We start from the raw sequence: 25,368 nt of genomic DNA, 5'->3' as shown, positions 1-25,368 counted from the left end.
TCCGCACGCTTTTTAGGCCCCCTCAAGCATAGACCGACCAATGAGCTATCCCTGGGAAGACTGGGACCACATCACCAAAATCGACCCCGACAAAGACCTCGTCGACGGCGAAACGTTCGAAGACGTCTGCGAGACCGGCACCGACGCGCTGGAAATCGGCGGCACGCTCGACATCACCGAAGAGAAGATGGAGCGCGTCGTCGAGGCCACGGCGAAGTACGACGTGCCGATTTATCAGGAACCGTCGAATCCCGGCGTCGTCATCGACGACCCGGCGCTGGACGGCTACCTCATCCCGACGGTGTTCAACGCCAGTGACTCCTTCTGGATTACCGGCGCGCACAAAGAGTGGGTCCGCATCGAAGACGGCCTCGACTGGGACCGCACCCACACCGAGGCGTACATCGTCATGAACCCCGACTCGTCGGTGGCCGAGTACACCGACGCCGACACCGACCAGTCCGCCGAGGACGTGGCGTCCTTCGCCCGCGTGGCCGAGAGGATGTTCGGTCAGGACATCATCTACGTGGAGTACTCGGGCACCTACGGCGACCCCGAGAAGGTCTGTGCAGCCCACGACGCACTGGACGACGCGACGCTGTTCTACGGCGGCGGCATCCACGACTACGAGTCGGCCTACGAGATGGGCAAGTGCGCCGACGTAGTGGTCGTCGGGAACCTCCTGCACGACAAGGGTGTCGATGCCGTCCGTGAGACCGTCGAAGGCGCGAAAGACGCCACGGCGGAACTCGTCGACGCGGAATAACGACCGAACGGTCTCCCTCCTCTCCTCTTCTCTTCTACGCCGACCCGACCGCATCGACAGTTGAGTCTGGGCGGGAGGCGCTGTCGTGTGCTGCGAGTTTCGAGGCCCCCCGTCCGAGGAGCGCCGCGGACGCGACGAGTGCGAAGAACGACACGAGAGCCGCGAGCACGCTGCCGACGAGCGGGAGCGCCCCGAAGAGCGCGGCGAGGAGCCGACCGGCGAAGACGACCAGCGCGACAGCCGAGACGACGGGGACGAACGACATGTCCGAGGCAAGTTCGCGGGTTGTGGGAACAGCCGCGACGAGCGACCGTTCACGCGCGACTGCGACTGTTGCTGCGGCGGAGAAATACGTCCCGACGAGTGCGGCACCGCCGGCCGCGACGAGTCCGACGACTACGAGAACAGAGTGGCCAACGACGTGCAGTGATTGCATCTCGGCGGCGTACACGAGCGTCGCGAACGATGCGCCGGCGAGCTTCGCGACGGCGACTGCGATACCCACCGCCGGAAGCTGCAGGGCGACGAGGACCCCCGAAAGTCGCACCCCATCGACCACCACGCCCCCGAACTCATCGAACGCGGGGAGCGCAGTCGTAGTTCGGCCCCCGGCGCGAACCAGTCGGACGACGTAGCCGACGAGCACGATACCTGCGAGGGGCGTGACGAACGAAGCGAGTGTCGCGAGCACGCCGACGGCCGCCGTGTCGAGCGACGTGTCCTCGGCGAGCGGGAGTGCGAGCGCGGATTCGAGGTCTGAGAAGTCCATGTTCGCGCCGGAGTGGTCCCGGTATCGTACATAAACCTCCGTCCCGGCAGAGGAGTGTGGTACCAAATGACTCGCAAGAGCGAAACGACCGTGTTTAAGGCGCACGGTCAGGAATCACGTCGTATGCGAAACCGAACGTACACGGCCGACGCCGAACCCGGCGACACGGTCACCGTCGCCGGCTGGGTTCACGAGATTCGTGACCTCGGCGGTATCGCGTTCCTGATTCTCCGCGATACGACGGGCAAGATTCAGGTCAAGTTCGAGAAAGACGAGATGGACGAGGACCTCGTCGAGACGGGGCTGGGCGTCCACCGCGAGAGCGTCATCAGCGTCACCGGCGACGTCGCAGAAGAGCCGCGCGCGCCGACGGGGGTTGAAGTCACGCCTGAGAGCCTCGACGTCATCGCCGAGGCCGACCCGCAGCTTCCGCTCGACCCCTCCGGCAAGGTCGACGCCGAACTCTCGACGCGTCTCGACAACCGGACGCTCGACCTCCGCAAGGACGAGGTGAAGGCAATCTTCGAGATTCGCGCCGAAGTCCAGCGCGCCGTTCGCGAGAAATTCCGCGACCTCCGCGCAACCGAGATCAACACGCCGAAAATCGTCGCCACGGGTACCGAAGGCGGCACCGAACTCTTCCCCATCACCTACTTCGGACAGGAAGCGTTCATGAACCAGTCGCCGCAGCTGTTCAAGCAGCTGATGGTCGGCTCCGGTCTCGAACGCGTCTTCGAAGTCGGCCCGATTTTCCGCGCCGAAGAGCACAACACGCCGCGACACCTCAACGAGGCGACCTCCATCGACTTCGAGTCAGCCTTCATCGACCACACCGAAGCGATGGACGTCTGTGAAGCGGTCGTCAAGGCCGCCTACGAGGCAGTCGAAGAGAACTGCCAGGACGAACTCGAAGCACTCGGCCTCGCCGAGGAGTTCGAAGCGCCGTCCGGCGAGTTCCCGCGTCTCACCTACGAAGAGGCCATCCAGCGCATCAACGCGACGGGCGAACTCGACGAGCAGCTCGTCTGGGGCGACGACCTTCCCACGGAAGGCGAGAAGGCGCTCGGTGAGGACGTCGGCGAGCACTACTTCATCACCGACTGGCCCAGCGAAATCAAGCCGTTCTACATCAAGGACCACGACGACGACGACACCCTCTCGACGGGCTTCGACATGATGCACCCGAACATGGAGCTCGTCTCGGGTGGCCAGCGTGAACACCGCTTCGAACACCTCGTCGCCGGGTTCGAGCAGCAGGGTCTCGACCCCGACGCGTTCGAGTACTACACGAAGATGTTCAAGTACGGCATGCCCCCGCACGCAGGCTTCGGCCTCGGCGGCGAGCGTCTCATCATGACGATGCTCGGACTGGAGAACATCCGAGAGGCTGTTCTCTTCCCGCGAGACAGACAACGCCTGAGTCCCTAGACGAAGGCGTTTCTGCGAGCGGGAGCAGGGAGCAAATCTCCGATTTGCGACCGAGTTCCCGCGCGACCGTCAGCGTCTGTCGCCGTAGGCGACGACCTGACGAACCAACGAGGAGCATTCTTTTGCGGCCACAGCAGCGAAACAGTCGTTACCCTCCCGACGAGTGATACCACCATGTACCAGTCCGGTCTCCGACGGAGGGGTCGATGAGCAACCGCGGCAGAATCGTCGACAGCCTCGACGATGACGATTCACCGCTCGAAGAGTTAGTCGCCGGCGTCGTCATCGGGCTTATCCTCCTCGTCGGCTTCGGCCTACTCGCGCTCGACGTCTCGTGGTTCTGGGTGGCGTTCCCGATTGGGTTCGCAGGCGTCCTTCCCGCAGCACTCGCGCTCGTGAAAATATACGAGTCCCGCCACGAGGAAGACGCTGAAGACCCACAGCAGTCCGAGACGCAAGACGCGCTCGAAACACTCCGGCAACGCTACGCAGCCGGGGAGCTCACCGAAGCGGAGTTCGAAGCCAAGGTCGAACGGTTGTTGGAAACCGAGACGGTCGCCGACGCCAGAAAGCGAACGGCCAGCGACACCCGAGAAGAGACAGCTATAGACGCCACCAACGAGGAACTCGACCGAAACTGACGGGGAGAGAACTCGGACCGACGAAACGCAACACCGTTAACCGACCCCGGCCGAGGGGATGACGATGAGCGACGACGCGACGGCATTCGTGCCCGGTCACATCACCGGCTTCTTCAGCGCCCACCCCGCCGACGACCCAGCAGTCGCAGGGTCGCGTGGTGCGGGGGTAACGCTCTCTCACGGCGTCACCGTGACCGTCGAACCGGCGGCCGAATCCGTCGTCACCCTCGATGGTGAGACAGTCGAAATGCCGCCCGTCGCGGACGTGCTTCGGCGACTCGGCGTGACCGCCACCGTCCGGGCCGAGAGCGAACTCCCGCTCGGTGCCGGGTTCGGCGTCTCAGGAGGAATGGCACTCGGAACGGCCCTCGCAGCTAACGCCGTCTTCGACTGTGGTCACTCCGAAAACGACCTCGTCACCGTCGCGCACGAAGCAGAAGTGCGGGCTGGAACCGGACTCGGTGACGTGGTCGCACAGGCACGCGGCGGACTGCCCATTCGCGTCGAACCCGGCGCGCCGGAACACGGGCGGATGGATGGCATCCCGGCACGCCCCCAAATCGAGTACATCGCCTTCGGCGGTCTCTCGACGGCTGACGTACTTTCGGGAGATACGACTGCGCTCACGGCCGCGGGCGAGGCGGCCCTTGGAAACCTCCGGGATGAGCCAACACTGAGCCGGTTCGTCACCGAGTGTCAGCAGTTCGCCCGCGACGCAGGGCTGCTCACCGACCGCGTCGAGAACGCCATCGAGGACGTCTCTGCTGCGGGCGGAGACGCCGCCATGGCGATGCTCGGCGAGACGGTCTTCGCCATCGGAACGGGCCTCTCCGACGCGGGCTACGACCCCGAAGTCTGCCGCGTGCACCCGGCGGGTGCGACGCTGGAAAGCCAGTAGTTCTCGGCACCCGGCGGTATCGCGGTGGGGGAAATGAGAAAACGTGTTAGACCCCCGGCGACGACTCCTATCCAATGAGCGACATCGAGATTCCTGAAAGCCACCCCCGCTACCAGTCGCTTCTCACTCGACATCGTATCGAAGACGGCGTGGAAAAGGGCATCACGAGCAAGCAGGGCCTCATCGCACAGGGTCGCGGCGAAGCGTTCGACTACCTCCTCGGCGAGCAGACGATTCCCAGTGCCGACGCCGCCGAGCGTGCTGCGGCCGCGCATCTCCTTCTCGCCGACCACCCGGTCATCTCGGTCAACGGCAACGTGGCCGCACTCTGTCCCGCGGAAATCGGCGACCTCGCCGAAGCGGTCGGTGCCGACGTGGAAGTCAACCTCTTCAACCGGACCGAAGAGCGAATGCAGGCCATCGCCGACCACCTCCACGAACACGGCATCGAGCAGGTGAAGGGACTGACCGCAGACGGCCGCATTCCTGGGCTGGACCACGAGCGCGCCAAAGTCGATGCCGACGGAATCGGAAGCGCAGACGTCGTCGTCGTCCCCCTCGAAGACGGCGACCGCGCGGAAGCACTCGGCGAGATGGACAAAACCGAAATCGTCGTCGACCTCAACCCGATGTCGCGCTCGGCACAGGTGGCGACGGTGCCCATCGTGGACAACATCATGCGCGCGGTTCCGAACATCACCGCCCACGCCCGCGAACTCCGAGACGCCAGCCGTGAAGAACTCGAAGCCATCGTCGCCGAGTTCGACGCCGACGAGGCGCTCGAAGCGGCCGAGCAGGCGATTCGCTCGGGCGAAGGCGGCGAGTAGCGATTCGGAACGATAGCAATCGGAGGGCCGGATAGATTACCTGTTGAGCATTTCGACAAAGCGCCAGTTAGTACTCGCGCGGTTCTCGAAACGGGACAACAGGGATGTTCCGAACGAGAAACGTCTCGCCCCCGTGTTCAACAGGTACGTTGAGTGTTTGTGGAAGGATTTCACCGAGACGGTCGAACGGGAACGAAGGCGGGTTTGGAACCGCAGGAACCGTTTTCGGGTCGGTTTTGTCGATAGGATAACTGACCGCCACCCACAGAATCCGTTCTGGGAACGCTGCCGTTCCGATAGCGGCCTGTGTACCAGCCCGCACAACCGCTGCTTCATCACCGAAATGGTCGGACAACAGTTGGTTGACGGTCTCCCTCGCCGACTTTGTCGCTTCGACGAGAAGCCAACTCTGGAACGACATCTCGTTCGTTCTCGTGGTTGACTCACCCGGACCAGGGTCACGCAGACCGCCGTATTCTCGTGTTACTGAGCCTTTCGAGGCAAGGAATTCAGGCGGAGACCGCTGGCTGATTTGCTCACCTTCTGGGACCGCCACGTCATCTAGAATCTCGTCTTCCACACCAAGTTTGATGGCAGCTACCGTCAGTTGGTCTGGGTCTATATCGAACTCACGGGCAATTTCAGCAAGTGGTGTTGGGTCAACCGAGCCCCGCTGAATAAGTAGTGTTCCAAGCGCGACTGCAACAGCAGCGTCCTCGTGGAACGGAACGAGTTCGAAAGTCGTGTTCATGCTCTGTGGGAGACAGTGACTGATTTGACACTTGGCCATTTAGAGATTCAGCAGAGCGACTTCAGCTAAACCCACTCACCAGCACTGCCACCCACTGTGCCGGGTCGCGTCGCCGCCGCACCTCGATTGTTGCTATCCACTTGACCCACTGGAAGCCGCGCCGATTCGGGGCGACGAGTCGAAGCGGTGCACCGTGGCCGTGGGAGAGTGGTTCGTCGCCGACGCGAGTCGCAAGCAGCATCTCGCGGGCTTCCGCGATGGGGAACGACCACCGATAGCCCGTCACCGACCGAATCGTGACCCAGCGGGCAGCCTCCTCGACTCCGGCCGAATCGAGCAGGTCGCCGAGGCGAATCCCAGTCCAGTCCTGTTCTGTGTACCAGCCACTCGTGCAGTCGAGGAGGACCGACTGCGTCTCGTCGGGGTCAAGGTCGGAGACGCCGAATTCGAGTGGGTCGGAAACGAGACCGACGACCGAAAGCGACCACCTGTCCGGGTCGATAGGGTCCGGGTCGTCGGCGACCCAACTCGTGACCGGGAATGAGGCGTTTCCAGACCCCTCCGGGAGCGGGCGCGACCCGGTGAATCGCCGTGTCGTCCCTTGGACAGTCCCGGCGATTTCGGTCGCTCGGTATGCGGCCGCACCGAAGACGAGGAGCGCCCCGTACTGGAGCGCCCGGCGACGGCCCTCGAAGTCGGCTCTGCTCGGCGTGTGAAACCGCGACCGGAGATGGACGAGGAGAATCGGAATCACGAGGAGGCCGAAGCCGATGTGGACGTTGAGGAGCGTCCAGAAGCCGACCCGAATCTCGACGCCCGCAACCCACGCGATTCCGGTTCCGAGTGCCGCGAGCGCGACGATGGCGAGCAGGACAGAGATGGCCGTCGTTCGGTCGTGGAGGCGCGAGTCGAGGACGCGGTGGCGGACGCGATAGAGTTTGAACCCGACGAGGGCGACGAGCGAGAGGCCAGCAACACCGTGGGTGACGAAGAGGAGAGCGTTCGCGGGATGGCCAGCGCCGAGGCTGAGGACGCCGGAGAGCGTCTCGAACACCACGAGTACGAGAATCGACCAGTCCACCGCTCGGGGTGGCGGTTCGAGTCGATTTCGAAGCTGGGCTATTCGACCGGCCATGTGAACACCTAGCGCTGGAGACCGGAAGTATTCGTCGCGGGGGAGAGAGAAGCGAAAACGGAGTCGGTGCCGTGCTTAGTCGTCAGCAGCGATAGCCGGCGGGAGGTCGGCGTCGAGGCGGTCCCGGTCGTGCGGCGCGGTGAAATCGAGGTCCGGGCCGACCCCGTAGATACGCTTGGGGTTGATGTCGCCGTGGCTGACGAAGTAGTGGCGAACGATGTGGTCCATGTTGACCGTCTGTTCGACGCCGGGCAACTGATAGAGTTCCTTCGTGTAGTTCCAGAGGTTGTCGTACTCGTGGATGGCCTTCTTGTTGCACTTGAAGTGTGTGTGGTAGACGTGGTCGAAGCGAATCAGCGTCACGAACATCGCGATATCGGCCTCGGTGAGCGTGTCGCCGGCGAGGTATCGCTGGTCTGCGAGCACGTCGTCCCAGTGGTCCAGCGCGTCGAACAGTTCGGTGACGGCGTTTTCGTAGGCTTCCTGCGTCGTCGCGAATCCGGCGCGATAGACGCCGTTGTTTATTGGCTCGTAAATCTCGTCGATGAGGCGGTCAACCTCGTCTTCGGACCCCTCGGGAAGCAAGTCGATGTCGGTCGTGGCGAGGTCCGAAAACGCGGTCGTCAGCATTCGCATTATCTCGCGCGACTCGTTGTTGACGATGGTCTCGCGTTCTTTGTCCCACAGCACTGGGACCGTGACGCGGCCGGTGAACTCGTCGTCGGCACGAAGGTAGATATCGCGCAGGAACTCCTCGCCGTAGAGGGGGTCGGGGTTCTCCTCGGAGAACTCCCACCCGTCGTCGATGCGCACTGGGTCGACGAGCGAGAGGGAGATGACGTCTTCGAGTCCCATGAGTGCGCGCGTCATCGCAGTGCGGTGTGCCCACGGACAGGCGCGACAGATGTACAGATGGTACCGACCTGATTCGACGGGGAACCGCTCGTCCTCGCCGACCCAGTTTCGGAACGTCGTGGTCTGTCGCTCGAACTCGCCGTCTTCGTTGTTGGCGACGAACTCGTCGGTTCGCCACTCACCGTCGTAGAGCATGTTCATGCGACTGCCACCTCTGATACAGGCATTGACACATCGTACGGACCTCGCCAACAAAAAGAGGCAGGCGACATGGATGTAACCGGGGTCTACGGGGGTTTTGCCGTATCTCGACGGAGAAGTGTGCGTGTCGAAACGTTTTACTACTAAGTAATATCACTAGGTAGTATGTCGTTCGATGGATTCACCGACGCGACAGAAGCACAGGTCACTCGCGCAATCTCCGATTCGTGGATGGAGGAGTTCCGCGAGCGAACGGACACCGAGGTTATCATCGTCGGCGGCGGTCCCTCGGGTCTCGTCGCAGCGAAGGAACTGGCGGAACGCGACGTCGACGTAACCATCGTCGAGAAGAACAACTACCTCGGCGGCGGCTTCTGGCTCGGGGGGTTCCTGATGAACAAGATCACCGTCCGCAGCCCCGCTCACGAAGTTCTCGACGAACTCGACGTTCCGTACGAAGAAAGCGACGAGGCCGACGGACTCTACGTCGCAGACGGCCCGCACGCCTGTTCCGCGCTCATCAAGGCCGCCTGTGACGCCGGTGCCGAAATCCAGAACATGACCGAGTTCACCGACGTCGTCCTCCGCGAAGACGACCGCGTCGGCGGCATCGTCATGAACTGGACGCCGGTCCACGCCCTCCCGCGCGAACTCACCTGTGTCGACCCCATCGCCGTCGAATCCGACCTCGTCCTCGACGCGACGGGCCACGACGCCGTCGTCCTCTCGAAGCTCTCCGAGCGCGGCGTCCTCGACGTGAGCGGTATCGAGCACGCCAAAGAGCACAACACGGGCATGGACAAGACGAGCGACGGCGAGTACGGCGCACCCGGCCACGACTCGCCCGGCCACGACTCGATGTGGGTCTCCGAGAGCGAAGACAACATCGTCGAGCAGACGGGCGTCGTCCACCCCGGCGTCGTCGCCTCCGGTATGGCCGTCGCCACGGCTCACCACCTCCCGCGCATGGGTCCGACCTTCGGTGCCATGCTCCTGTCCGGTAAGCAGGCGGCGCAGTCCTGCCTCGACGAACTCGGCCGTGACGCGCCCGAAGTGACCATTAGCGGCCCCGCTGCTGCCGACGACTAACCGACACTCGAAACCCGTCTCCCAAAACCGAGAGCGCGGACCCCGGGGATTCAACATGACAGCCTCGGAACGTGCCTCTGACATGAAAACCGCGCTCTCGTTCGAATACGCACACGACGAGGAGTTGCCCCCACCTCACACGAGCGACTTTCGGACGCCAAACGCGCTCGTGGAACACGTTCTCCAGACGTACACCGACCCCGGAGACGCCGTTATCGACATCTTCGCAGGGTACGGAACGACACTCATCGAAGCCGAGCGGCTCGACCGAATCCCGTTCGGTCTCGAATACGAACCTGAGCGTGTCGCATACATCCGCGAACGACTCTCGACACCAACGAACGTCCGCGAGGGCGACGTCCTCGACTTCGACCCGTCGTGGGTCCCCACCTGCGAGATGTGTTTCACGTCGCCGCCGTTCATGGAACAGACCGACGACCGCAACCCCTTCGAGAACTACGCGGGCGAGAGTTCGTACGACGCGTATCTCGACGACATCGAGACGGCGTTTTCCAACCTCGAAGGCGTGATAGCTCCCGAAGGGCACCTTGTCGTGGACGTCGCGAACATGAAACACGAAGGCCGAGTGACGCCGCTGGCGTGGGACGTCGCAGAGCGCATCTCGAACGTGTTCCACTTCGACGGCGAAGTCGTCGTCTCGTGGGAGGGAGACGATGCGCCGGACGGGACGTTCGGCTACGGCTACGACCACTCCTACATGCTCGTGTTCACGAACGAAGCGTGATCACGAACGAAGCGTGACTGCGGGGCAACTCACTCGACGACGCCCGCCCTGACGCGCGCGAATCCAAACACGTGCGTCGCCCGGTGTGTCACCCGACATCGAGATTCCAGCGACCGGTGCGCAGAAACGAGTCGTTCATCGAGCATCGCAGTCGGCGACCCGCGCATCGTCCGCGTGCCGGGCGGTGCAGTGATACGAACGAGTGCTCGAAACACTGGATTGAGCACCCGCCACGTCGAGTCCGTCGTCTCCGCGAGGTCGACGAGACAGAGCCGCCCGCCCGGTCCGACGAGGTCGGCCCACGACGAGACGACTGCTGCGGGGTCGTCGAACATCCCCGAGACGAACGTCGCGAGAATCGCGTCCGGGTCGGCGAGAGGTGGCTGGGTCGCGTCGGCGCGGACGAGGTGGACGTTCGGGTAGTCGCGCACGCGCTCGCGAGCTACGTCGAGGACGCCGGGTGAGAAATCGACGCCGACGACGGTTCCGTCGGTGCCGACGCGCTCGGCGAGGTACGGGAGGTTCGCACCGGTTCCACAGCCCATCTCGACCACCGTGTCGCCGGGCGAGAGGTCGAGAGCGTCTGCTGCCTCGGAGCGAACGGTCCCGACACCCGGCGCTCGGCGGGCGAGCGTGTCGTAGAGGCGTGCCCAGCGAGTGTAGAACGATTGGGCGATAGTCGCTGGCGAGCGGGCGTTCGAGTCAGTAGACTGTTCGGCCGCGGTGTCGGGAGCCATCGTCCCTCAGAGCAGCACGCGAACCGCGTCGGCAACAGTCGGTGCGTCGGGGCCGAGGACGTAGGTAATCGGTTCGATGCCGTAGCTCCCGGTCTGGTAGACGACGAACGTCTCCGGGAGGTCGTCGTCACGGGCTTCGAGCACGGCGCGAACCGGGTCCGTGGGGGCGTCTGCATCGAACTCGATACATTCGTAGCCAGCGGCTTCGAGTTCCTCGACGACACCGGCGTCGTAGACGATGTTGAGACCGGCGTTCACGTCGGCACCGGCGGCGCGGGCCGACAGGAGCACGGACGCGACGTGTTCGCTGACGCCGAACTCCGGTTCGCCCGGAACGGTCGCCTGTCCCTTCACGTCGAAGATGCGGCCCGGGATGCCAGCGATGTCGTCGATGCCCTCGGCGTCCGGTAGCGACTCCACCAGGTTCGACCCGACGTTCGGGATAAGGCCCGCGAAACCGGAGGTGTTGGTGAGCTTTCGAAGCCCCCGCCGAACCGACGAGCGAACCTGCTCGACCGTCCGCAGGTGGCTCTCGGGGTCGTGGATGTTGTGGAAGCCGTCGTACGAGGCCAGTTCGGGCATCGCCTCTTCGTGGAGGTCAGAGAGGAGGTCCGCCTCTTCGAGTTGCCGGATGAGAACCTCGGCTTCGACCAGGGCTTGCACGGGCGTCATGTCGCCGGTCGCGAGTCCCTCGCCGACTCTGTCGACCAGTTCGCGAACGCGCGTGTCGTCCGCGACGCGGGCGTTCACGTTGACCTCGCCGTGGGCGTACTTCGAGACGGCGCTCTGGCTGATACCGAGCGCGTCTGCCACCTCAGACTGGGTAAACCCGCGGTCGCGGAGGTCCTCTGCGAGCAACGCGCGGAACGTCGGGAGGAATTCGTCGACGACGAGCTCTTCGATGAATTTCATTTTTCCGTGTCTCCGAACTCGGGGTCAGAGCCGATACGCGACGCCTGCGGGCCGCGCTGGCCCTGATACTTCGACCCACGTTCAGCACCGTAGGGCCGGTCGGCGGGCGACTTCATCTCCGTGAACACGAGTTGCGAGATGCGCATTCCTGGCGTGAGCGCGACGGGCGCGGAGCCGAGGTTCGACAGTTCGAGCGTAATCTGTCCCTCGTAGCCGGGGTCGACGATACCGGCAGTCGCGTGGATGACGATGGCGAGGCGGCCGAGCGACGACCGGCCTTCGACCGTCGCGAGCAGGTCGTCGGGAATCTCGACGCGCTCTTTGGTCGTTCCGAGCACGAAGTCACCCGGATGGAGGATGAAGTCGTCGCCTTCCTCGACGTAGGTCTCGTCGACGTAGGTCGAGACTTCGTCTTCGCGGTTCGGGTGGATACACGAGATGTTCGTTCGCTGGAACTCCAGGAACTCCGTCCCCAGTCGGAGGTCCACACTCGCCGGCTGGACCTGCATGTCGATGTCGTCGAGCGGGTCGATTACGAGGTCCCCCACTTCAAGGCGAGCGAGGATGTCGGCGTCGGAGAGTATCATGCTCGAATGAGCGCGACGTACGTAGGTAAATCCATCCTCTCGTTTCGGCGGCATAGATGATGTGACACGACTATCGAGTCGAGTGTCGAGAGGTGCTGTTGGTCACATGAACTCGAAGAGAAGGCCAACAAGCGACAATCCGACAGTGACGACGGCTGCATTCTCCACAGACAGGTCTCGGGCGCGGGCGAGGCCATAGGTTCGAATGTACGTCGCCCACGCGACGACGACGAGCATGATGGCTCCGGAGACGAGGTCGAGACCGCTCAGTGACGCCTGAATCGCCTGAGTCGCCCCTTCGGGGTCCGATGGGAGCGATAGATTTCTGAACTGGTACGTGATGAACACCCCCACGGCGAGTATGCGACCGACCGTCGGGACCATCCCCCATCCGGCCACAGCGAGCGAATCAGTGAATCGGCCTTCACCGCCGACGAGCGAGCTTCCGACGTGAAGCATCGAACCCTCGACGAGCCACACGAGTGGGACGAGCACCAGCGTGGCCCACGGAACCCACGAGAACTCTTCCCAGACGAGTTCGCCCAGCGGTCGTTGAATCTGCTCGGAGACTGCCGGGTCGCATCCCTCGGGCGAAGACATGTCATCGAACGGGCCGCCGTCTTCGTACTTCTCGCACGCCCACTCGGGGTGGTGTTCCGGGTTGTCGACCGTGATCTGTTGGTCGAGTTGGTGTGTGAACGTCCAGAGGATACCGCCGATACCGGCAGCGAGGACGAGCGTGACGACCGCGACGGCGACGACTGCCTTGCCGAGGTCGAGCGGTGGTGTCTTCGACGCGAAGTATTCGCGCGGCTTGAGGAGGGGTGTTCGGGGACCAGTCATCGACTGAACGTGGGTAGTGTCAGGTAAGATTCTTTTGACCCGAAGGTGGGAGACAGCGTGTCTGCACGGCTCAGCGATGGGAGGACATTTACCGCGTCGGCGGGGAGTAGGGCGCATGAAACAGGCCATCGTCGCACGAGCCGACATCGGCATGGGCGAGGGGAAACTCGCCGCGCAGGTCGCACACGCGTCGCTGTCTGCCTACGAGGACACGGACTCACGGACGCGAAAGCGCTGGAAAGGTGAAGGACAGAAGAAGGTCGTCCTCAAGGCGAACGGCGAATCGAAACTGTTCGAACTCGCCTCGAAGGCCGAACACGAAGGTATCCCGCACGCTATCATCCGCGACGCCGGTCACACCCAACTCGAACCGGGCACGGTGACGGCGCTGGCAATCGGGCCGGGCGACGACGACATCATCGACCGCGTCACTGGCGACCTCTCTCTGTACTGATGCGCGAGGCGCACCCCACAGAGCAGACGGTCGGTATCGACCACTACGTGAGTGACGCTGACGGCATCGGCGGCGTGCTCCGCGTCGAACCCGAGGACTTCGGCGTCCGAGAAGTCGAACTCGACTCGCTGAACATTCGCCCGGCGGACGCACCGACCGGCGACTTCCCGAATCTCGTCCTCCGCGTCACCCTCCGCGGCTGGGACACCAACGACTTCGCGGGCCACCTCTCGGACGAACTCGGCGTCAGCAGAGAGCGCGTCTCGTGGGCGGGCACGAAGGACAAACACGCAGTCACGACGCAGCTATTCACGGTCCACGGCGGCGACGCCGACGACGTGCCCGAGGTTCGAAACGCGGATATCGAAGTCGTCGGCCGACTCGGGCGCACCCTCGATTTCGGCGACCTCGCGGGCAACCACTTCCGTATCCGCGTCCGCAACCCAGACCACCCCGAGAACGTCGCGGACATCACCGACTCACTCCGCGAATTCGGCGGTCGCGACGACATGGTCGGCGTCCCCAACTACTTCGGCCACCAGCGATTCGGCAGTATTCGGCCTATCACCCACACAGTCGGCCTGCACGTCGTCCGCGGCGAGTGGCGCGAGGCTGTCCTCGCATACTGCGGCGGCCCGACCGAAGACGAACCCGAGGAGACACAGGACGGCCGGGCCATCGTCGACGAGGAAGCAGCGTCGTCCGACCCGGATTGGCACCGCGCGCTCGACGCGATTCCGGGCTATCTCGGCTACGAGCGCGGCATGCTCCACCGACTCGCAGAAGACGGCGCAGAGACCGACGACGACTGGCGCAACGCGCTCGAATCGGTGCCATCGAACCTCCAGCGCCTGTTCGTCAACGCCGCGCAGTCGTACGTCTTCAATCAAATTCTCTCCGAGCGACTCGAACGCGGCCTCCCCTTTGACAGACCAATCGAGGGAGACGTTGTGGCTTTCGCCGACCGCGACGCCCCCGACGGAATCGAGATTCCAGACGTGAGCCGTCTCCAGTCGGCCACCGGCCGCCGGGTCGACGTGATGGCCCGTCACATCGAGCGCGGCCGGGCGTTCGTCACGGCACCCCTCGTCGGCACCGAGACGGAACTCGCCGAGGGTGAGCAAGGAGACATCGAACGCGAGGTTCTCGACGACCTCGACCTCGAACCCGCCGACTTCGACCTCCCCGGGAACTTCCGTTCGACCGGGACGCGCCGGGCGATTCTCGTCCGCACGGACCTGACGGTCGAAGACGAGAGCTTGGTCTTCGACTTCGGCCTCCCACACGGGTCGTACGCGACGGCCGTGATGCGCGAGTATCTGAAGGCCGGACCACTCGACCTCTGAGGCGCTCTTTTTCGAGTTATTCGTCTGCCGCTGCTGACGCGTTCGGGGGCGCTTTCGTTGCTTTCGTCGTTCGCGTCGTCGCGTAGCCGATGGCAGCAAACGGGAGCGACAAGAGGACCGCAGCGATGGCAAAGCCGACTGCTAATCCGACGGTCCCGAGTTGGAAGCTCGAAGCCTCTGCGGCGGGTGGGAAGTACGTCCACGCCGGGATGGCGAACGCGAGCGTGGAGACGAACGCGCCCGCAGTCGGGCGGCCGTGCGCGCTAGCGACGCCGAGAGAGTAGCCGACAGCCAGCGGGAGTGCGAGCGTCGCAATCTGTGCGACCGACGGGCTGACGAAGAGGTACGCGACAGCCCCGCCGACTGCAATAGGGGCGACTGCGTACAGCGAACCGGTGACGACGCCTTCCGTGTTGGACCGGCCTGCGAAGACGGCTCCTGCGGCCGCGAGGAGGATGACACCCGTTCCGACGACCACCACGGGACGGTCGCGGGCGAAGACCGCGACGAGCGGAACGGTCGCCGACGCGACGAGGGCGAAAGCGAGTTCGGCCATCGTGCGCGTATCACCGTGGTCGCGGTGGACGAAGAACGCGCTGAAGGTGCTGGCGGTGAGCCACGCGAAGAGGGCGAACAGGCCAGTCGAGATGGGAGCCGCCCGACGGAGATACGAGGCGACTGCGCGTGCCAGTGCCAGCAACTGATTCGCCAGTTCGGTGGCGAGCCGAATCGTCGCTTCGGGGTCGAGGGCGAGGGCGAACAAGCCGACGAGACCGACCAAGGCGAGCGGGAGGAGAGACGCGAGAAGAGCCCCCCGGTGTAGACCCTGCATACGCGTGCCTCACGGACGGGGAACCAATAGTTTTCGCCACCGTGTCAGTCGAGCGAGGAGAGATGAGGGGCCGGTCGATGTGCAGAACACGAAGGGGCGGTCAATGTATAAACGACCTTTTGTAGACGCACGCCCGAGGGGGATTTATGCACTGTCGGCGGTGTGGAACGCCGTTAGCGAAACCGGGAGACTACTGTCTCACCTGCAACACCGCCAACTGCGACGCCGTGGTCGCCGTCTTCGAAGCCGACCGAGCGACGCTGACGTATCTCGACGAAGACGACGTCGTCGGCGAGACCACCGTGACGACGATTCCGGAGTCCGGCGACGAGACGAAGGTCGTCCAACTGCGGAACTTCGCCGGGCTCGTCGCCGACGAGATTCGCCGAAAGCGCCCCGAGACGGTCTACGCCGCTGGCGAGCGCGACCCGCTTCGCGAGACGCGGGCGCAACTCCACTACGAATTCTACCGCGTCGCCGACGACGACCCCGTGGCTGCCGTCCTCGAGAGACGGGGCGAACGGGCGCTGGAAGTCGTCGATATCCCACCCGCCGAAAAACTCGGTGGGAGTCACACGACGCTTATCGGCGACCGGAAGGGTCGCCGCGCGATTGGCGTCGTCGCCGGACATCCGCACGTCAAGAAGGTCATCCCCGGCCCTATCGACGCCGGCGGAAAGGGGTCGCAGTCGGGGCTCCGGGCGAAGGTCACCCGCGCCGACAACAACGGCAACGTTCGCTTGCTCCTCCGCGATGGGTCGAGCGTGCAGGAAAACCGTATCGTGACGACCGCGATGGACCGGGAGACGGGCGAGCGCGTCAGGGACGACCTGAACGACGCGCTCCGCGAGGCGGAGTTACAGGACGAATAACGCGCGAGCGTGTCAGGGACGACGAGCGATGTCGTCCCACACAGGGCGGCGACATCGCCGACTCGACTCGTAGGGTTTATCCATGCCGCTGGGGTAGTAGGCGGTACTATGGCCGAGAATAAGGCACGGTCCGTCGGAAGTGCCGGGCGCTTTGGCGCACGGTACGGCCGCGTCGCCCGCCGCCGCGTCAAGGAAATCGAAGCAGAGATGCGAAATTCCAAGGTCGACGGCGACGACGTCACTCGCGTTGGAACTGGCATCTGGAAGAACGAAGAGACCGGTGAGGTCTTCACCGGCGGTTCCTACCGCCCCGAGACCCCCGCAGGCAAGCAGGTTCGTCGTTCCATCCGCGCCGCGCTGACCGGCGAGGACGAATAACGCCGCAGCAGCCTCGATTCCTCACACTACCAATGAGCTACAAGTGTTCCCGGTGTAAACGCGACGTCGAACTGGACGAGTTCGGTGGCGTACGCTGTCCGTACTGTGGGCACCGCGTCCTCCTGAAGGAGCGGTCCCCCAACGTGAAAGAAGTCGCCGTCGAGTAACGTGCGCACAGCGCATTGCGCTGCTCTCGAATTCGACTACCCCGACGAGCGGCGCGCACGCATCGTCGAGCAAAGCATCGCGGTCGAAGTCGGCGAGATAGACGACGCTCGCTCGGGCGCGAGCGTCCACCGCGAGGGCAAGACAGTCGTCGTCACCATCGAAGCCGACGACCTCGTCGCCCTCCGTGCCGGCGTCAACACGTGGGTTCGCCTCGTGGAGGCCGCAGAGACTGTTTTCGACGCCGCGACAGACCGCGGCCAACTCGCGTAGGAGACCGCGGGTGTTTTAGGGCCGGCGGCCCGTCGGTTCGGGTATGCAGGGAAGTCTGCCGCCGGAAGCGCAGGAGAAGCTCGAAGAACTTCAGAACCTTCAGGAAACCGCCCAGAACGTCGCTGAGCAGAAGCAGTCCTCCGAGACTGCGCTCAACGAGGCGAAGACGGCACTGGAGACCCTCGAAGACATCGACGCGGACACGAAGATGTACCGCGAAGTCGGCGAACTCCTCGTCGAAGCCGAGTACGACGAAGCGAAAGACGACCTCGAAGAGAAGGTCGACAGCCTCGAAGTCCGCGTCGAACAGCTCACGAAGCAGGAGACGCGCGTGCAGGACAAATTCGAGAGTCTGCAGGAAGAACTCCAGCAGATGCTGCAGGGCGGCGGCGCTGGCCCGATGGGCCCCGGCGGCGCGTAAATGCCACAGCCGAGCGACGAAGAGGTCGTCGAAACCGCCGCAGAGGCGGCTGAAGGCCTCATCTTCGACCGGTTCAAACAATCCCGCGTCAAAGACTTCGACGTCACCGTGACGTTCGAAGATGGCGTGCTCGACGTCGACGTGTACATCAACGCACCCGACGACGCCGAGAACGCTGCCGCGGTCGCCGACGAGGCGGCCAAGACAGCGCAGGAAGCCGTGGACGAACTGTTCGCGGCCGCTGAAGACGAATAGGGTTCTCGCGGGCACCCCCCGTGACTCGCCGACCGCTGAGCGGAGCGGGCGCTCCGTCCGTCACGGCGTCGGCCTGTCCAACGTTGCTGTGAGTATTAACTATCTTCAGTGTCCGGCGGTACACCTATACCACTTAATGTCATAAGTTAACGCATGTCAACCAGGCGGACACGGAGAGGGACGACAGCGTTAGACCGACTGCGCGACCACTACACCGACGCCGACCGCGAGTGCTCGAAGTGCGGGTTCGTAGACGAAGACGGTGAGTGGTCCGCGAAGACGACAGGCAACCGAATCGACTACCGACGCGTCTGTCCGAGTTGTGGCGCTATCGAAGTTCGGACACTCAAACTGAAGTGACGTGACGGGCCGCTTTTCGTCACGCACCTCACTCGCCGAGTGGCTATGCGAGGAAGAACACGAGAAGACTGACAGCCATCGCAGCGAGGATGACCGCCAGCGCAAGCGCCCCACCCATGGAGACGACGGCGTTGGCGTGGCTGGCGAGTGTTTCGGTTCGGTCATTGCCGAAGATAGTCACTTCTGCGCGCCGGGTAGCCATCCCCGCTGTGACCGGTTCGCAGTCGTCGAGCGCCGCGTCGGTGAGGCGTTCGATGGTCGCGAGGAGTTCGTCCTGGTCGATGACTGAGCCGACCTGATTTTCGGCTTCGACGGTGTTGACGATATGCGTGTCCGTCGTCATCACTTCGGCCACGTCGACGTGGCCGTCGGCCGTCGTGAGCGCGTCGACGATACGGTCACGGAGTCCCGGTTCCATGTTGTTGCCGTCGATGAGGACGTAGGCCGTCGTCTGCCCGTCGACTCGGGTGACAGCCACGCGAATGCCGAGCGGGCCGATTCCCTCGCGGGGAACCCAGTCGGTCTCCTCCCACGCGGTCCCCATCGAAAGCGACCCTCGATTTGCCTCAGTGAGTCGTTCGCCTGCAAGTCCCGCCGCGGATATCATGTCGAACGAACGCTTGCTGCCCGGCGTGACGTGGCCGAGGTCGGGACCGGAAAGTCCGTTGTTGCAGTTGTGAGCGTCGACTAAGAGCACGTCGTCGAGGCCGGTCGTTCGGGCTTCAGCGGCCGCCGAGAGACCGACCGCGTACTCGACGTCGTCGGCGAAAAGCGGAGCGTACGTCGAGACGAGGACGGCGTCGTCGCCGAACGACTGCCCGAGCATCTTCGAATCACCAGACTCGACGCGGACGCTCTGTGTCGCTTCGGACGTGTACTCGATGTCGTCGGCAGCACAGTCGATGGCGTCGAGCACCACGTCGACTTCGCGCTCGGTTACGAGGTTGAAGTCGTGTCCGGCGGTCGCGTGAGGTGGGAACGCCAGTCCTTCTGAGCGGCGAGCAACGCGTTCGGGAAAGTTCCCACCGCCGATTTCGCCCATCGGTCCGGGGTGAATCATCGGCAAGACGAATCGGGCCTTCTCGGTGCCGTCGTCTCGCCGGAACGAGAGGACCGTCACAGGGACGATAGCCTCCTGTCCGAGTTGTTGGAAGAAGTCCTCTAACTCGCGGGTCCCCTCGGCGACGTGGCCGATGAAGCCGCGGATGAAGTCGAGGACCGAAACGCCGAGGCTGCGACGCCACGGTCGGTCGACGACGCGGAGGAACGCGTAGACGGCCAGCGCGTAGATAACACACGATATCACCAGCAGTTGGAAGTGACTGAGGGCGATGACCGAGAGTTCCGGCGGGGCGCGCGATGGGCGCGCGAGATACGGCATCAGGTACGCTTCGAGGAGTGGGCCGCCGACTTCGAAGAAGCGAAGCGTCCCGCTGTAGACGAACAGGAGCGCCGCGGCGGTGAGCGTCTGGATGCTCGCGGGAACCGCGGCGATGAGCAGGGACGACCGCGACACCGCCATGATGATGAGGAGACGGAAGGCGAACACCGATGCGAGGGCCACGACGAGCGCGTCGAAGACGAACCGCTGGCCGAGACCGGTCCCGACGGACACGATAGCCGCCAGCGTGACGACCGTGACGATGATGACTTCGCCCGCCAGTGCGAGGAGCGACGAGCGATTGTGCGTGAGTTTTCCGCCGACGAATCGGTCGACGCCCGTAGTTCCGAACGCCGCGACGACGGTGGGAATGCCGATGAAGAAGATTCCTTCCCACGCGTCCCGCCCGAGGAAGAAGAGTCCTCGCCACGACCCGGCGAGGTCACCGGAGTCGAACGCCGCAACACCCGCCATCGCAGCGACGAGCAGGGCGAAGCCGAGACTCGTATACCAGTTGGGTGCGCGGAAGATGAACCGCGACAACCCAGCGAGGTCGCTCTGCGTGGAGGTCATTTTTCGAACAGACAGGGTGGAAGGCGGTAAATGTCTCGGCTTGTCTCAGAGAAACGACGATGAGAGACACTGTCCGAAATCGGACGGCGTCGGGTTCAGGTGAAAGTCAGCAGAACCGAGTAGTCAGATTTCTTACTGTTCGCAGATGTCGATGAAGTTCTCGAAGACTTCCTCACCTTCGTCGGTGTGGGCGACTTCGGGGTGCCACTGGACGCCGTAGAGGTTGCGCTCGGTGTCGCTCATCGCTTCGATGGTACACACGTCGCTCGTGCCCGTGTGGGTGAAGCCCTCGGGGACTTCCTTGACTTCGTCGGCGTGGCTGGCCCAGACGCGAGTCTCGGGTGCGAGAGAGCCGATAAGTGGGTCGTCGTCGTCGAGAATCTCTACGTCGACGTCGGCGTAGCCGCCGTAGTCGCCGCCACCGACGCGGCCACCGAGTTCTTCGGCGAGAATCTGCATGCCGAGACAGATACCGAGGACGGGAACGTCGAGGTCGAGATAATCGGGACTGCGACCGATACGGTCCATGTCGGGGCCGCCGGAGAGGACGATGCCGTCTGCGTCGATGTCGTTCGGGTCCGTGTCGTTGTCGACGAGTTCGGTGTCGACGCCGAGGTCACGGAGTGCGCGCCGTTCGAGGTGGGTGAACTGCCCGTGGTTGTCGATGACGACGATGCGGGTCATGTGCCGGGTTGGACTACCGTGCGTAAAAGTGAATCGAAGACTGGCCGAGATGAGCGTATCCGTGCATCGAATTGGCACATTCACCGATTCCTATCTGTCGCTGGCGCGGTCACGCGCCGACTGAAAACCCAACTCCGATTGCTCTTTTGTTCGGCGGGCTTCACGTGCAGCGATGGCCTCCGGGTCGGGCGAGGCGTCGTCGTCAACGCGCGCGAAAGACTTGTGGACTTTCGTGTGACACCACCGGCAGAGCGCGACGGTAATCTCGTGAGACGGGCCTTCACCGTCTGCGTGCGAGGCACTCGCGCCGCTCCCGTAGGAGAGATGGTGCTCTTCGAGGAGTGGCTGGGCTGTCGAGTCGTGCGCCATCCGAACCTCTTCGAGTCCACACCGAGTGCACTCGCGGCCCGAGGTGGTCGATGCGTAGTGCGGGCAGTCACGGAAGGCACAGCCCTCCGCGGCGGCGATGCAGTCGTAGTTCTCGCGTGCGCGCTCGCGTGCGAACTTGGGGTCGCGGTCGGCGTACTCGCGGGCGAGTCGGCACGCACCGTCGCCAGTCAGGTGGTCGCATCGGCCGGCGTGGTCGTAGGGGTCGTCGACTCCGACGGGGGTTCCGGTCGGCGTCCGCTCCATACCCGGCGTCGGGTCGGTGGCAGGGTAAACGTTGCTCTCGATGGGTCAGTGGCAGAGAAGCGTCGCTCTCGCTGGGTCGTTTTGGGGTGTCGCGGCGGAGGTTTCATCACGAATCCCACCGAATCCGCGGCCGTGAAACTCGTCCACCGACGGAATGGAGACCACACGACGCTCGCCTCGGACGTCGAGACGGCAGATTCGTTCCTCACGAAGGCGCGCGGGCTGATGTTCCGCCGCACGATTCCGGACGACTACGCGCTCGTCTTCCGCTTCGACGACGTGGACCGCCACAGCCTCCACATGGTGTTCGTCCCGTTCGACATCGACGCCCTCTGGCTCGTCGGTGGCGAGGTCGCCAAGAAGAAACGGCTCTCGGCGTGGACCGGCATCGGCTTCGGCATGGCCGACACCATCGTCGAACTTCCTGCTGGGGCGGCAGACGACGTGGAAGAAGGCGACCTCGTCGAAGTCGAATAAGGGTTCGGGCCGTCGGTTTTCGAAACGTGACACCAATTTCTGTCGGAACCCGCTCTTTTATACAACCGACAACACATCTGTACAACTACCATGTCGGGAGATACCACACCGGCGGAGGATAGAGTAAGTCGTCGCGAGACGGCTGGCTGTGAAATTCAACGGTTCCGCTGACTCACGAGGATACGATTCTACCGTGAACGAGCTATTCGGGGAGCCTGCTGAGCACACCCTTACTTCTGATTCCGTCGAACTGTTGGACACCACACTCCGCGATGGCGAGCAAGCGCCGGGCATCTCGCTGTCGCCGGACGAGAAAGCAGATATCGCACGCGCACTCGACCGTGCCGAAGTCGGGTTTATCGAGGCCGGAAGCGCCTGTACCGGTCCCGGCGAGCGAGAGACGATAAAGCGCGTTACCTCGCTCGGACTGGACGCGACGGTCACGAGTTTCGCACGCGGCGTCAAAGGAGACGTCGACCTCGCGCTCGACTGCTACGTCGACGGTATCACGCTGGTTGTTCCAGCGAGCGACCGCCACGTCGAGTCGAAGGTCGGAACGACCCGCGACGGCGTCGTCGAGACGACCACCGAACTCGTCACCTACGCGAAAGACCACGGCCTCTGGGTCGAGGTCATCGGCGAGGACGGGTCGCGGGCAGACCCGGACTTCCTCGAAGACGTCGCGCGGGCGAGCCACGACGCCGGGGCAGACCGCTTCTGTTTCGCGGACACGGTCGGCCACACCAGTCCCGAGCACACCTACAACGTGGTCTCGCGCCTCGCCGAGCTCGGACCTACCTCGACGCACACCCACGACGACCTCGGACTCGCGATGGCGAACGTCCACGCCAGCCTCTCCGCTGGCGCGGACCTTGTCCACACCACGGTCAACGGCATCGGCGAGCGCGCCGGGAACGTCGCGCTCGAAGAGGTCGCAATCGCGCTGCACCACTGCTATAACGTCGAGACGGTGAAACTCGACGAACTCTACGCGCTCGCACAGAAAGTCGCCCACGCGACGGGCGTCGTCTTACCGCCGAACAAAGCCGTCGTCGGCGAGAACGCCTTTACGCACGAAAGTGGCATCCACACCGATGGCACGCTCAAAGACGACGCGATGTACGAACCGTACCCACCGGAGACTGTTGGGCGTGAGCGCCGTCTCGTCCTCGGCAAGCACGCCGGACGCGCCGGTGTCAAAGCGGCGCTGGAAGAACACGGTGTCGACGCGACCGACGAGGAAGTCGCCGCCGTCGTCCAGCGCGTGAAGGAACTCGGCGACCGCGGCAAGCGCGTCACCGACGCCGACCTGCTCGCGTTCGCCGAGGACGTACAGGGACGCGAACGCGACCGACAGGTCGAACTCCTCGACCTCACGGCCGCCTCCGGCGGTGGCACACCCACTGCGAGTGTCAGACTCCGCGTCGATGGCGACGAGCGTGTCGCCTCCGGCACGGGGTCCGGCCCGGTCGACGCCGCGGTCAAGGCAGTCCGAAAAGCGCTCGGTCCCAACGCAGACGCACAGTTGGACGACTACCACGTCGACGCGATTACCGGCGGGACAGACGCCGTCGTGACCGTCGAAGTGACGATGTCAAGCGGCGACCGCAGCGTTGCTGTCGCCGCCTCGCACGCGGACATCACCCGCGCGAGCGTGCAGGCGATGGTCGATGCGCTCGACCGCCTGCTCGCACCGACACCGGGTGTCTCGGAACCTGCGGCTTCGGCTGACGACTAGACTACTGCAGAAGCTTCGATTCGACGCGTTTCAGCGCGTCTCTTTTGCGACGAGGTAGGTCCAGCCACCGCGACGCTCGAACCCGATAGCGGCGTCGCCGAGTTCCGTCTCCGCGAAGTCGGCCACGCGGCCGGTACGGACAGTCGTCACGTTGATTCGGCGCGTGCCGCCCTCTTCGCTCGTGTTCGTCTCTGCTGCGTTCGCACTCATACCTCCCCCAATGGCCGGAACGGTTATGTATCGAATCCTAGGAGAGTGAAAGTGAAAATCGGGAGACTGAGGCGTGACGGGAGAAAACAGCGCCCTATTCGTGCTCGCTTGCCGTCGCCGACGTTCAGTTCGAATTCACCGAGACGAAGACCAGTACCCCCACTAACCCGAGCGGAGCCAGTAGGATACCTATCGGACCGACCGCCTGGTACGTCACAGCCACGAAGATGAGAGCAAGTAGCGCGACGATACTGTCTAGTCTCCGCCTGAGCACGGGGTCCATACGCGACAATATGAGAGTTCATTGAAACTTCTTTCGAGAGTACTGAGAGAGGCAGGAAACGTACCAGAACCGATATGCAATCGAGACAGTTCTATAGCAAGTATGGTTGGATTCGACGCATCCGAGCGGGCTGGCGTCTACAAATCGGTGTATGCGCGACGGGACATCAGGCGGTTCAGCGGCGACCCGATTCCCAAGGAGACGCTGGCGCGAATTCTCGACGCCGCGCACCACGCTCCGAGCGTCGGATTTTCGCAGCCGTGGGACTTCGTCGTCGTCGAGGACGACGAGACGAAATCGGAGATTGCGTCCATCGCAGACCGGGCGATTTCGGCCGCTCGTGAGGGGTATCGAGAGCCGCGGAAGTCGGATTTCGGGCAGTTGAAATTGGAGGGTATCACCGACTCGCCGGTGAACATCTGTGTCACCTGCGACCCAACCCGCGGCGCGCCGCACGTTCTCGGACGCAACACGATGCGCGAGATGGACGTGTACTCGACATGTCTCGCAGTGCAGAACCTCTGGTTGGCCGCCCGGGCCGAGGGCGTCGGCGTCGGGTGGGTGTCATTTCTCTACCCACACGAAGTTCGGGAGGTACTGGACATCCCGCACCACATCAAGCCGATTGCGTATCTCTGCGTCGGCTATCCCGAGGATGGCTTCCCTGAAGAGCCAGTGCTTCAGCAAGAAGGGTGGCGCGAGCGCATCGACGTGGACGAGCTCGTCCACTGGGGACGGTGGGAGTCCGGGTCGGAATCTGGGAAGTGAATGCAGAGTGTTCGTCTCACGGACTGCATCCAGAGGCGTCTCGTCGCTATCACCGCTGTCTCTTATACACATCTCTGATGG

Annotated in this window: 33 protein-coding genes; 19 read left to right on the top strand and 14 right to left on the bottom strand. The window is 63.8% G+C overall.

The window, feature by feature from the left end:
* Nucleotides 1–40 precede the first annotated feature (40 nt).
* Nucleotides 41–766: a phosphoglycerol geranylgeranyltransferase gene (locus C453_RS05505; protein WP_008323214.1), complete on the top strand. Its 726-nt coding sequence runs from the start codon at nucleotides 41–43 to the stop codon at nucleotides 764–766.
* Nucleotides 767–800: 34 nt separating this feature from the next.
* On the opposite strand, the gene C453_RS05500 is transcribed toward C453_RS05505, so the two are convergent.
* Complete coding sequence (locus C453_RS05500; protein WP_008323212.1) at nucleotides 801–1,535, bottom strand: DUF4013 domain-containing protein; 735 nt, start codon at nucleotides 1,533–1,535, stop codon at nucleotides 801–803.
* A 123-nt stretch (nucleotides 1,536–1,658) separates the two neighbouring features.
* Here C453_RS05500 and aspS point away from each other — a divergent pair, with 123 nt between their 5' ends.
* From aspS to C453_RS05480, 4 genes are all read left to right on the top strand, one after another.
* Nucleotides 1,659–2,963: an aspartate--tRNA(Asn) ligase gene (aspS, locus tag C453_RS05495; RefSeq protein ID WP_008323211.1), complete on the top strand. Its 1,305-nt coding sequence runs from the start codon at nucleotides 1,659–1,661 to the stop codon at nucleotides 2,961–2,963.
* Between the two features lie 206 nt (nucleotides 2,964–3,169).
* Entirely contained in the window at nucleotides 3,170–3,604 is a 435-nt protein-coding gene (locus C453_RS05490; RefSeq protein ID WP_008323210.1) for an SHOCT domain-containing protein, read from the top strand.
* A gap of 64 nt (nucleotides 3,605–3,668) precedes the next feature.
* Complete coding sequence (locus tag C453_RS05485) at nucleotides 3,669–4,502, top strand: pantoate kinase (RefSeq protein WP_008323209.1); 834 nt, start codon at nucleotides 3,669–3,671, stop codon at nucleotides 4,500–4,502.
* A 74-nt stretch (nucleotides 4,503–4,576) separates the two neighbouring features.
* On the top strand, nucleotides 4,577–5,329 hold the full coding sequence (locus C453_RS05480; protein WP_008323208.1) for a 4-phosphopantoate--beta-alanine ligase: 753 nt from the start codon (nucleotides 4,577–4,579) through the stop codon (nucleotides 5,327–5,329).
* Nucleotides 5,330–5,396: 67 nt separating this feature from the next.
* Here C453_RS05480 and C453_RS05475 read toward each other — a convergent pair whose 3' ends face one another.
* The 3 genes from C453_RS05475 to C453_RS05465 form a co-directional block, all read right to left on the bottom strand.
* Complete coding sequence (locus C453_RS05475; protein ID WP_008323207.1) at nucleotides 5,397–6,080, bottom strand: hypothetical protein; 684 nt, start codon at nucleotides 6,078–6,080, stop codon at nucleotides 5,397–5,399.
* A gap of 61 nt (nucleotides 6,081–6,141) precedes the next feature.
* Complete coding sequence (locus tag C453_RS05470; RefSeq protein ID WP_049907537.1) at nucleotides 6,142–7,215, bottom strand: molybdopterin-dependent oxidoreductase; 1,074 nt, start codon at nucleotides 7,213–7,215, stop codon at nucleotides 6,142–6,144.
* 75 nt (nucleotides 7,216–7,290) lie between these two features.
* Entirely contained in the window at nucleotides 7,291–8,271 is a 981-nt protein-coding gene (locus C453_RS05465; protein ID WP_008323205.1) for a glutathione S-transferase family protein, read from the bottom strand.
* Between the two features lie 165 nt (nucleotides 8,272–8,436).
* On the opposite strand from C453_RS05465, the gene C453_RS05460 reads away from it, so the two are divergent.
* Nucleotides 8,437–9,360: a sulfide-dependent adenosine diphosphate thiazole synthase gene (locus tag C453_RS05460; protein ID WP_007545035.1), complete on the top strand. Its 924-nt coding sequence runs from the start codon at nucleotides 8,437–8,439 to the stop codon at nucleotides 9,358–9,360.
* 55 nt (nucleotides 9,361–9,415) lie between these two features.
* Nucleotides 9,416–10,105 carry a DNA methyltransferase gene (locus C453_RS05455; RefSeq protein WP_206536609.1) on the top strand — a complete coding sequence of 230 codons (690 nt, stop codon included), beginning with the start codon at nucleotides 9,416–9,418 and terminating at the stop codon, nucleotides 10,103–10,105.
* 29 nt (nucleotides 10,106–10,134) lie between these two features.
* Here the strand turns inward: C453_RS05455 and C453_RS05450 are convergent, their stop codons facing one another.
* From C453_RS05450 to C453_RS05435, 4 genes are all read right to left on the bottom strand, one after another.
* Nucleotides 10,135–10,842 carry a class I SAM-dependent methyltransferase gene (locus tag C453_RS05450; RefSeq protein ID WP_008323203.1) on the bottom strand — a complete coding sequence of 236 codons (708 nt, stop codon included), beginning with the start codon at nucleotides 10,840–10,842 and terminating at the stop codon, nucleotides 10,135–10,137.
* A gap of 6 nt (nucleotides 10,843–10,848) precedes the next feature.
* Nucleotides 10,849–11,754 carry a thiamine-phosphate synthase family protein gene (locus C453_RS05445; RefSeq protein ID WP_008323202.1) on the bottom strand — a complete coding sequence of 302 codons (906 nt, stop codon included), beginning with the start codon at nucleotides 11,752–11,754 and terminating at the stop codon, nucleotides 10,849–10,851.
* Nucleotides 11,751–12,341, bottom strand: a complete 591-nt coding sequence (dcd, locus tag C453_RS05440) for a dCTP deaminase (protein WP_008323201.1) — start codon at nucleotides 12,339–12,341, stop codon at nucleotides 11,751–11,753. Before dcd ends, C453_RS05445 begins: the two co-directional genes overlap by 4 nt.
* Nucleotides 12,342–12,443: 102 nt before the next feature.
* Nucleotides 12,444–13,184 carry a Yip1 family protein gene (locus C453_RS05435; protein WP_008323200.1) on the bottom strand — a complete coding sequence of 247 codons (741 nt, stop codon included), beginning with the start codon at nucleotides 13,182–13,184 and terminating at the stop codon, nucleotides 12,444–12,446.
* Nucleotides 13,185–13,299: 115 nt separating this feature from the next.
* On the opposite strand from C453_RS05435, the gene pth2 reads away from it, so the two are divergent.
* Nucleotides 13,300–13,638 carry a peptidyl-tRNA hydrolase Pth2 gene (gene pth2, locus C453_RS05430; RefSeq protein ID WP_008323199.1) on the top strand — a complete coding sequence of 113 codons (339 nt, stop codon included), beginning with the start codon at nucleotides 13,300–13,302 and terminating at the stop codon, nucleotides 13,636–13,638.
* The gene (gene truD, locus C453_RS05425; RefSeq protein ID WP_008323198.1) at nucleotides 13,638–14,984 is read left to right on the top strand and encodes a tRNA pseudouridine(13) synthase TruD; all 1,347 of its coding nucleotides are present in this window, start codon (nucleotides 13,638–13,640) and stop codon (nucleotides 14,982–14,984) included. Before pth2 ends, truD begins: the two co-directional genes overlap by 1 nt.
* A 16-nt stretch (nucleotides 14,985–15,000) precedes the next feature.
* Here truD and C453_RS05420 read toward each other — a convergent pair whose 3' ends face one another.
* Nucleotides 15,001–15,816 carry a hypothetical protein gene (locus C453_RS05420; protein WP_008323197.1) on the bottom strand — a complete coding sequence of 272 codons (816 nt, stop codon included), beginning with the start codon at nucleotides 15,814–15,816 and terminating at the stop codon, nucleotides 15,001–15,003.
* A gap of 146 nt (nucleotides 15,817–15,962) precedes the next feature.
* Between C453_RS05420 and C453_RS05415 the strand changes: the two genes are divergently transcribed.
* The 7 genes from C453_RS05415 to C453_RS05385 all read left to right on the top strand — a co-directional run bounded on the left by C453_RS05415 (nucleotide 15,963) and on the right by C453_RS05385 (nucleotide 18,540).
* A complete protein-coding gene (locus C453_RS05415) occupies nucleotides 15,963–16,688 on the top strand; it encodes a DUF2103 domain-containing protein (protein ID WP_008323196.1) in 726 nt (241 codons plus the stop codon).
* Between the two features lie 108 nt (nucleotides 16,689–16,796).
* Nucleotides 16,797–17,066, top strand: a complete 270-nt coding sequence (locus C453_RS05410) for an eL43 family ribosomal protein (RefSeq protein WP_007545022.1) — start codon at nucleotides 16,797–16,799, stop codon at nucleotides 17,064–17,066.
* 32 nt (nucleotides 17,067–17,098) lie between these two features.
* Nucleotides 17,099–17,233, top strand: coding sequence for a DNA-directed RNA polymerase subunit P (locus C453_RS05405; RefSeq protein ID WP_004044283.1), 135 nt, complete (start codon nucleotides 17,099–17,101; stop codon nucleotides 17,231–17,233).
* A gap of 1 nt (nucleotide 17,234) precedes the next feature.
* On the top strand, nucleotides 17,235–17,504 hold the full coding sequence (locus C453_RS05400) for a KEOPS complex subunit Pcc1 (RefSeq protein ID WP_008323195.1): 270 nt from the start codon (nucleotides 17,235–17,237) through the stop codon (nucleotides 17,502–17,504).
* A gap of 43 nt (nucleotides 17,505–17,547) precedes the next feature.
* Nucleotides 17,548–17,925, top strand: coding sequence for a prefoldin subunit beta (locus C453_RS05395; RefSeq protein ID WP_008323194.1), 378 nt, complete (start codon nucleotides 17,548–17,550; stop codon nucleotides 17,923–17,925).
* Nucleotides 17,926–18,180: a DUF3194 domain-containing protein gene (locus C453_RS05390; protein WP_007545019.1), complete on the top strand. Its 255-nt coding sequence runs from the start codon at nucleotides 17,926–17,928 to the stop codon at nucleotides 18,178–18,180. It abuts the gene before it with no gap.
* Between the two features lie 153 nt (nucleotides 18,181–18,333).
* Complete coding sequence (locus tag C453_RS05385) at nucleotides 18,334–18,540, top strand: HVO_0649 family zinc finger protein (protein WP_008323193.1); 207 nt, start codon at nucleotides 18,334–18,336, stop codon at nucleotides 18,538–18,540.
* Nucleotides 18,541–18,583: 43 nt separating this feature from the next.
* Here C453_RS05385 and C453_RS05380 read toward each other — a convergent pair whose 3' ends face one another.
* The 3 genes from C453_RS05380 to C453_RS05370 all read right to left on the bottom strand — a co-directional run bounded on the left by C453_RS05380 (nucleotide 18,584) and on the right by C453_RS05370 (nucleotide 21,811).
* A complete protein-coding gene (locus tag C453_RS05380) occupies nucleotides 18,584–20,494 on the bottom strand; it encodes a DUF2070 family protein (protein WP_008323192.1) in 1,911 nt (636 codons plus the stop codon).
* Nucleotides 20,495–20,626: 132 nt separating this feature from the next.
* The gene (locus C453_RS05375) at nucleotides 20,627–21,178 is read right to left on the bottom strand and encodes a GMP synthase subunit A (RefSeq protein WP_008323191.1); all 552 of its coding nucleotides are present in this window, start codon (nucleotides 21,176–21,178) and stop codon (nucleotides 20,627–20,629) included.
* A 90-nt stretch (nucleotides 21,179–21,268) separates the two neighbouring features.
* Nucleotides 21,269–21,811, bottom strand: coding sequence for a DUF7097 family protein (locus C453_RS05370; RefSeq protein WP_008323190.1), 543 nt, complete (start codon nucleotides 21,809–21,811; stop codon nucleotides 21,269–21,271).
* Nucleotides 21,812–21,943: 132 nt separating this feature from the next.
* Between C453_RS05370 and C453_RS05365 the strand changes: the two genes are divergently transcribed.
* Nucleotides 21,944–22,288 (top strand): DUF192 domain-containing protein, encoded by a 345-nt coding sequence (locus C453_RS05365; RefSeq protein WP_049907536.1) that lies wholly within the window; start codon nucleotides 21,944–21,946, stop codon nucleotides 22,286–22,288.
* Between the two features lie 193 nt (nucleotides 22,289–22,481).
* Entirely contained in the window at nucleotides 22,482–24,026 is a 1,545-nt protein-coding gene (locus C453_RS05360; protein WP_049907535.1) for a (R)-citramalate synthase, read from the top strand.
* Nucleotides 24,027–24,056: 30 nt separating this feature from the next.
* Here C453_RS05360 and C453_RS05355 read toward each other — a convergent pair whose 3' ends face one another.
* Nucleotides 24,057–24,236 carry a hypothetical protein gene (locus C453_RS05355; protein WP_008323187.1) on the bottom strand — a complete coding sequence of 60 codons (180 nt, stop codon included), beginning with the start codon at nucleotides 24,234–24,236 and terminating at the stop codon, nucleotides 24,057–24,059.
* A 124-nt stretch (nucleotides 24,237–24,360) separates the two neighbouring features.
* Nucleotides 24,361–24,519, bottom strand: coding sequence for a hypothetical protein (locus tag C453_RS20150; protein WP_160163388.1), 159 nt, complete (start codon nucleotides 24,517–24,519; stop codon nucleotides 24,361–24,363).
* 102 nt (nucleotides 24,520–24,621) lie between these two features.
* On the opposite strand from C453_RS20150, the gene bluB reads away from it, so the two are divergent.
* Nucleotides 24,622–25,287 carry a 5,6-dimethylbenzimidazole synthase gene (bluB, locus tag C453_RS05350; protein WP_008323186.1) on the top strand — a complete coding sequence of 222 codons (666 nt, stop codon included), beginning with the start codon at nucleotides 24,622–24,624 and terminating at the stop codon, nucleotides 25,285–25,287.
* The last annotated feature ends 81 nt before the right edge of the window (nucleotides 25,288–25,368 follow it).

Source organism: Haloferax elongans ATCC BAA-1513 (assembly GCF_000336755.1).
Lineage (GTDB): Archaea > Halobacteriota > Halobacteria > Halobacteriales > Haloferacaceae > Haloferax > Haloferax elongans.
Note: the sequence above shows the minus strand (reverse complement) of the source record. Positions and strands in the feature narration are given on the sequence as shown.

Excerpts from the sequence above, each read along its gene's own strand:
- C453_RS05505 (WP_008323214.1), top strand. The coding sequence starts at position 41 with ATGAGCTATCCCTGGGAAGACTGGGACCACATCACCAAAATCGACCCC.
- C453_RS05500 (WP_008323212.1), bottom strand. The coding sequence starts at position 1,535 with ATGGACTTCTCAGACCTCGAATCCGCGCTCGCACTCCCGCTCGCCGAG.
- aspS (WP_008323211.1), top strand. The coding sequence starts at position 1,659 with ATGCGAAACCGAACGTACACGGCCGACGCCGAACCCGGCGACACGGTC.
- C453_RS05490 (WP_008323210.1), top strand. The coding sequence starts at position 3,170 with ATGAGCAACCGCGGCAGAATCGTCGACAGCCTCGACGATGACGATTCA.
- C453_RS05485 (WP_008323209.1), top strand. The coding sequence starts at position 3,669 with ATGAGCGACGACGCGACGGCATTCGTGCCCGGTCACATCACCGGCTTC.
- C453_RS05480 (WP_008323208.1), top strand. The coding sequence starts at position 4,577 with ATGAGCGACATCGAGATTCCTGAAAGCCACCCCCGCTACCAGTCGCTT.
- C453_RS05475 (WP_008323207.1), bottom strand. The coding sequence starts at position 6,080 with ATGAACACGACTTTCGAACTCGTTCCGTTCCACGAGGACGCTGCTGTT.
- C453_RS05470 (WP_049907537.1), bottom strand. The coding sequence starts at position 7,215 with ATGGCCGGTCGAATAGCCCAGCTTCGAAATCGACTCGAACCGCCACCC.
- C453_RS05465 (WP_008323205.1), bottom strand. The coding sequence starts at position 8,271 with ATGAACATGCTCTACGACGGTGAGTGGCGAACCGACGAGTTCGTCGCC.
- C453_RS05460 (WP_007545035.1), top strand. The coding sequence starts at position 8,437 with ATGTCGTTCGATGGATTCACCGACGCGACAGAAGCACAGGTCACTCGC.
- C453_RS05455 (WP_206536609.1), top strand. The coding sequence starts at position 9,416 with ATGACAGCCTCGGAACGTGCCTCTGACATGAAAACCGCGCTCTCGTTC.
- C453_RS05450 (WP_008323203.1), bottom strand. The coding sequence starts at position 10,842 with ATGGCTCCCGACACCGCGGCCGAACAGTCTACTGACTCGAACGCCCGC.
- C453_RS05445 (WP_008323202.1), bottom strand. The coding sequence starts at position 11,754 with ATGAAATTCATCGAAGAGCTCGTCGTCGACGAATTCCTCCCGACGTTC.
- dcd (WP_008323201.1), bottom strand. The coding sequence starts at position 12,341 with ATGATACTCTCCGACGCCGACATCCTCGCTCGCCTTGAAGTGGGGGAC.
- C453_RS05435 (WP_008323200.1), bottom strand. The coding sequence starts at position 13,184 with ATGACTGGTCCCCGAACACCCCTCCTCAAGCCGCGCGAATACTTCGCG.
- pth2 (WP_008323199.1), top strand. The coding sequence starts at position 13,300 with ATGAAACAGGCCATCGTCGCACGAGCCGACATCGGCATGGGCGAGGGG.
- truD (WP_008323198.1), top strand. The coding sequence starts at position 13,638 with ATGCGCGAGGCGCACCCCACAGAGCAGACGGTCGGTATCGACCACTAC.
- C453_RS05420 (WP_008323197.1), bottom strand. The coding sequence starts at position 15,816 with ATGCAGGGTCTACACCGGGGGGCTCTTCTCGCGTCTCTCCTCCCGCTC.
- C453_RS05415 (WP_008323196.1), top strand. The coding sequence starts at position 15,963 with ATGCACTGTCGGCGGTGTGGAACGCCGTTAGCGAAACCGGGAGACTAC.
- C453_RS05410 (WP_007545022.1), top strand. The coding sequence starts at position 16,797 with ATGGCCGAGAATAAGGCACGGTCCGTCGGAAGTGCCGGGCGCTTTGGC.
- C453_RS05405 (WP_004044283.1), top strand. The coding sequence starts at position 17,099 with ATGAGCTACAAGTGTTCCCGGTGTAAACGCGACGTCGAACTGGACGAG.
- C453_RS05395 (WP_008323194.1), top strand. The coding sequence starts at position 17,548 with ATGCAGGGAAGTCTGCCGCCGGAAGCGCAGGAGAAGCTCGAAGAACTT.
- C453_RS05390 (WP_007545019.1), top strand. The coding sequence starts at position 17,926 with ATGCCACAGCCGAGCGACGAAGAGGTCGTCGAAACCGCCGCAGAGGCG.
- C453_RS05385 (WP_008323193.1), top strand. The coding sequence starts at position 18,334 with ATGTCAACCAGGCGGACACGGAGAGGGACGACAGCGTTAGACCGACTG.
- C453_RS05380 (WP_008323192.1), bottom strand. The coding sequence starts at position 20,494 with ATGACCTCCACGCAGAGCGACCTCGCTGGGTTGTCGCGGTTCATCTTC.
- C453_RS05375 (WP_008323191.1), bottom strand. The coding sequence starts at position 21,178 with ATGACCCGCATCGTCGTCATCGACAACCACGGGCAGTTCACCCACCTC.
- C453_RS05370 (WP_008323190.1), bottom strand. The coding sequence starts at position 21,811 with ATGGAGCGGACGCCGACCGGAACCCCCGTCGGAGTCGACGACCCCTAC.
- C453_RS05355 (WP_008323187.1), bottom strand. The coding sequence starts at position 24,236 with ATGAGTGCGAACGCAGCAGAGACGAACACGAGCGAAGAGGGCGGCACG.
- C453_RS20150 (WP_160163388.1), bottom strand. The coding sequence starts at position 24,519 with ATGGACCCCGTGCTCAGGCGGAGACTAGACAGTATCGTCGCGCTACTT.
- bluB (WP_008323186.1), top strand. The coding sequence starts at position 24,622 with ATGGTTGGATTCGACGCATCCGAGCGGGCTGGCGTCTACAAATCGGTG.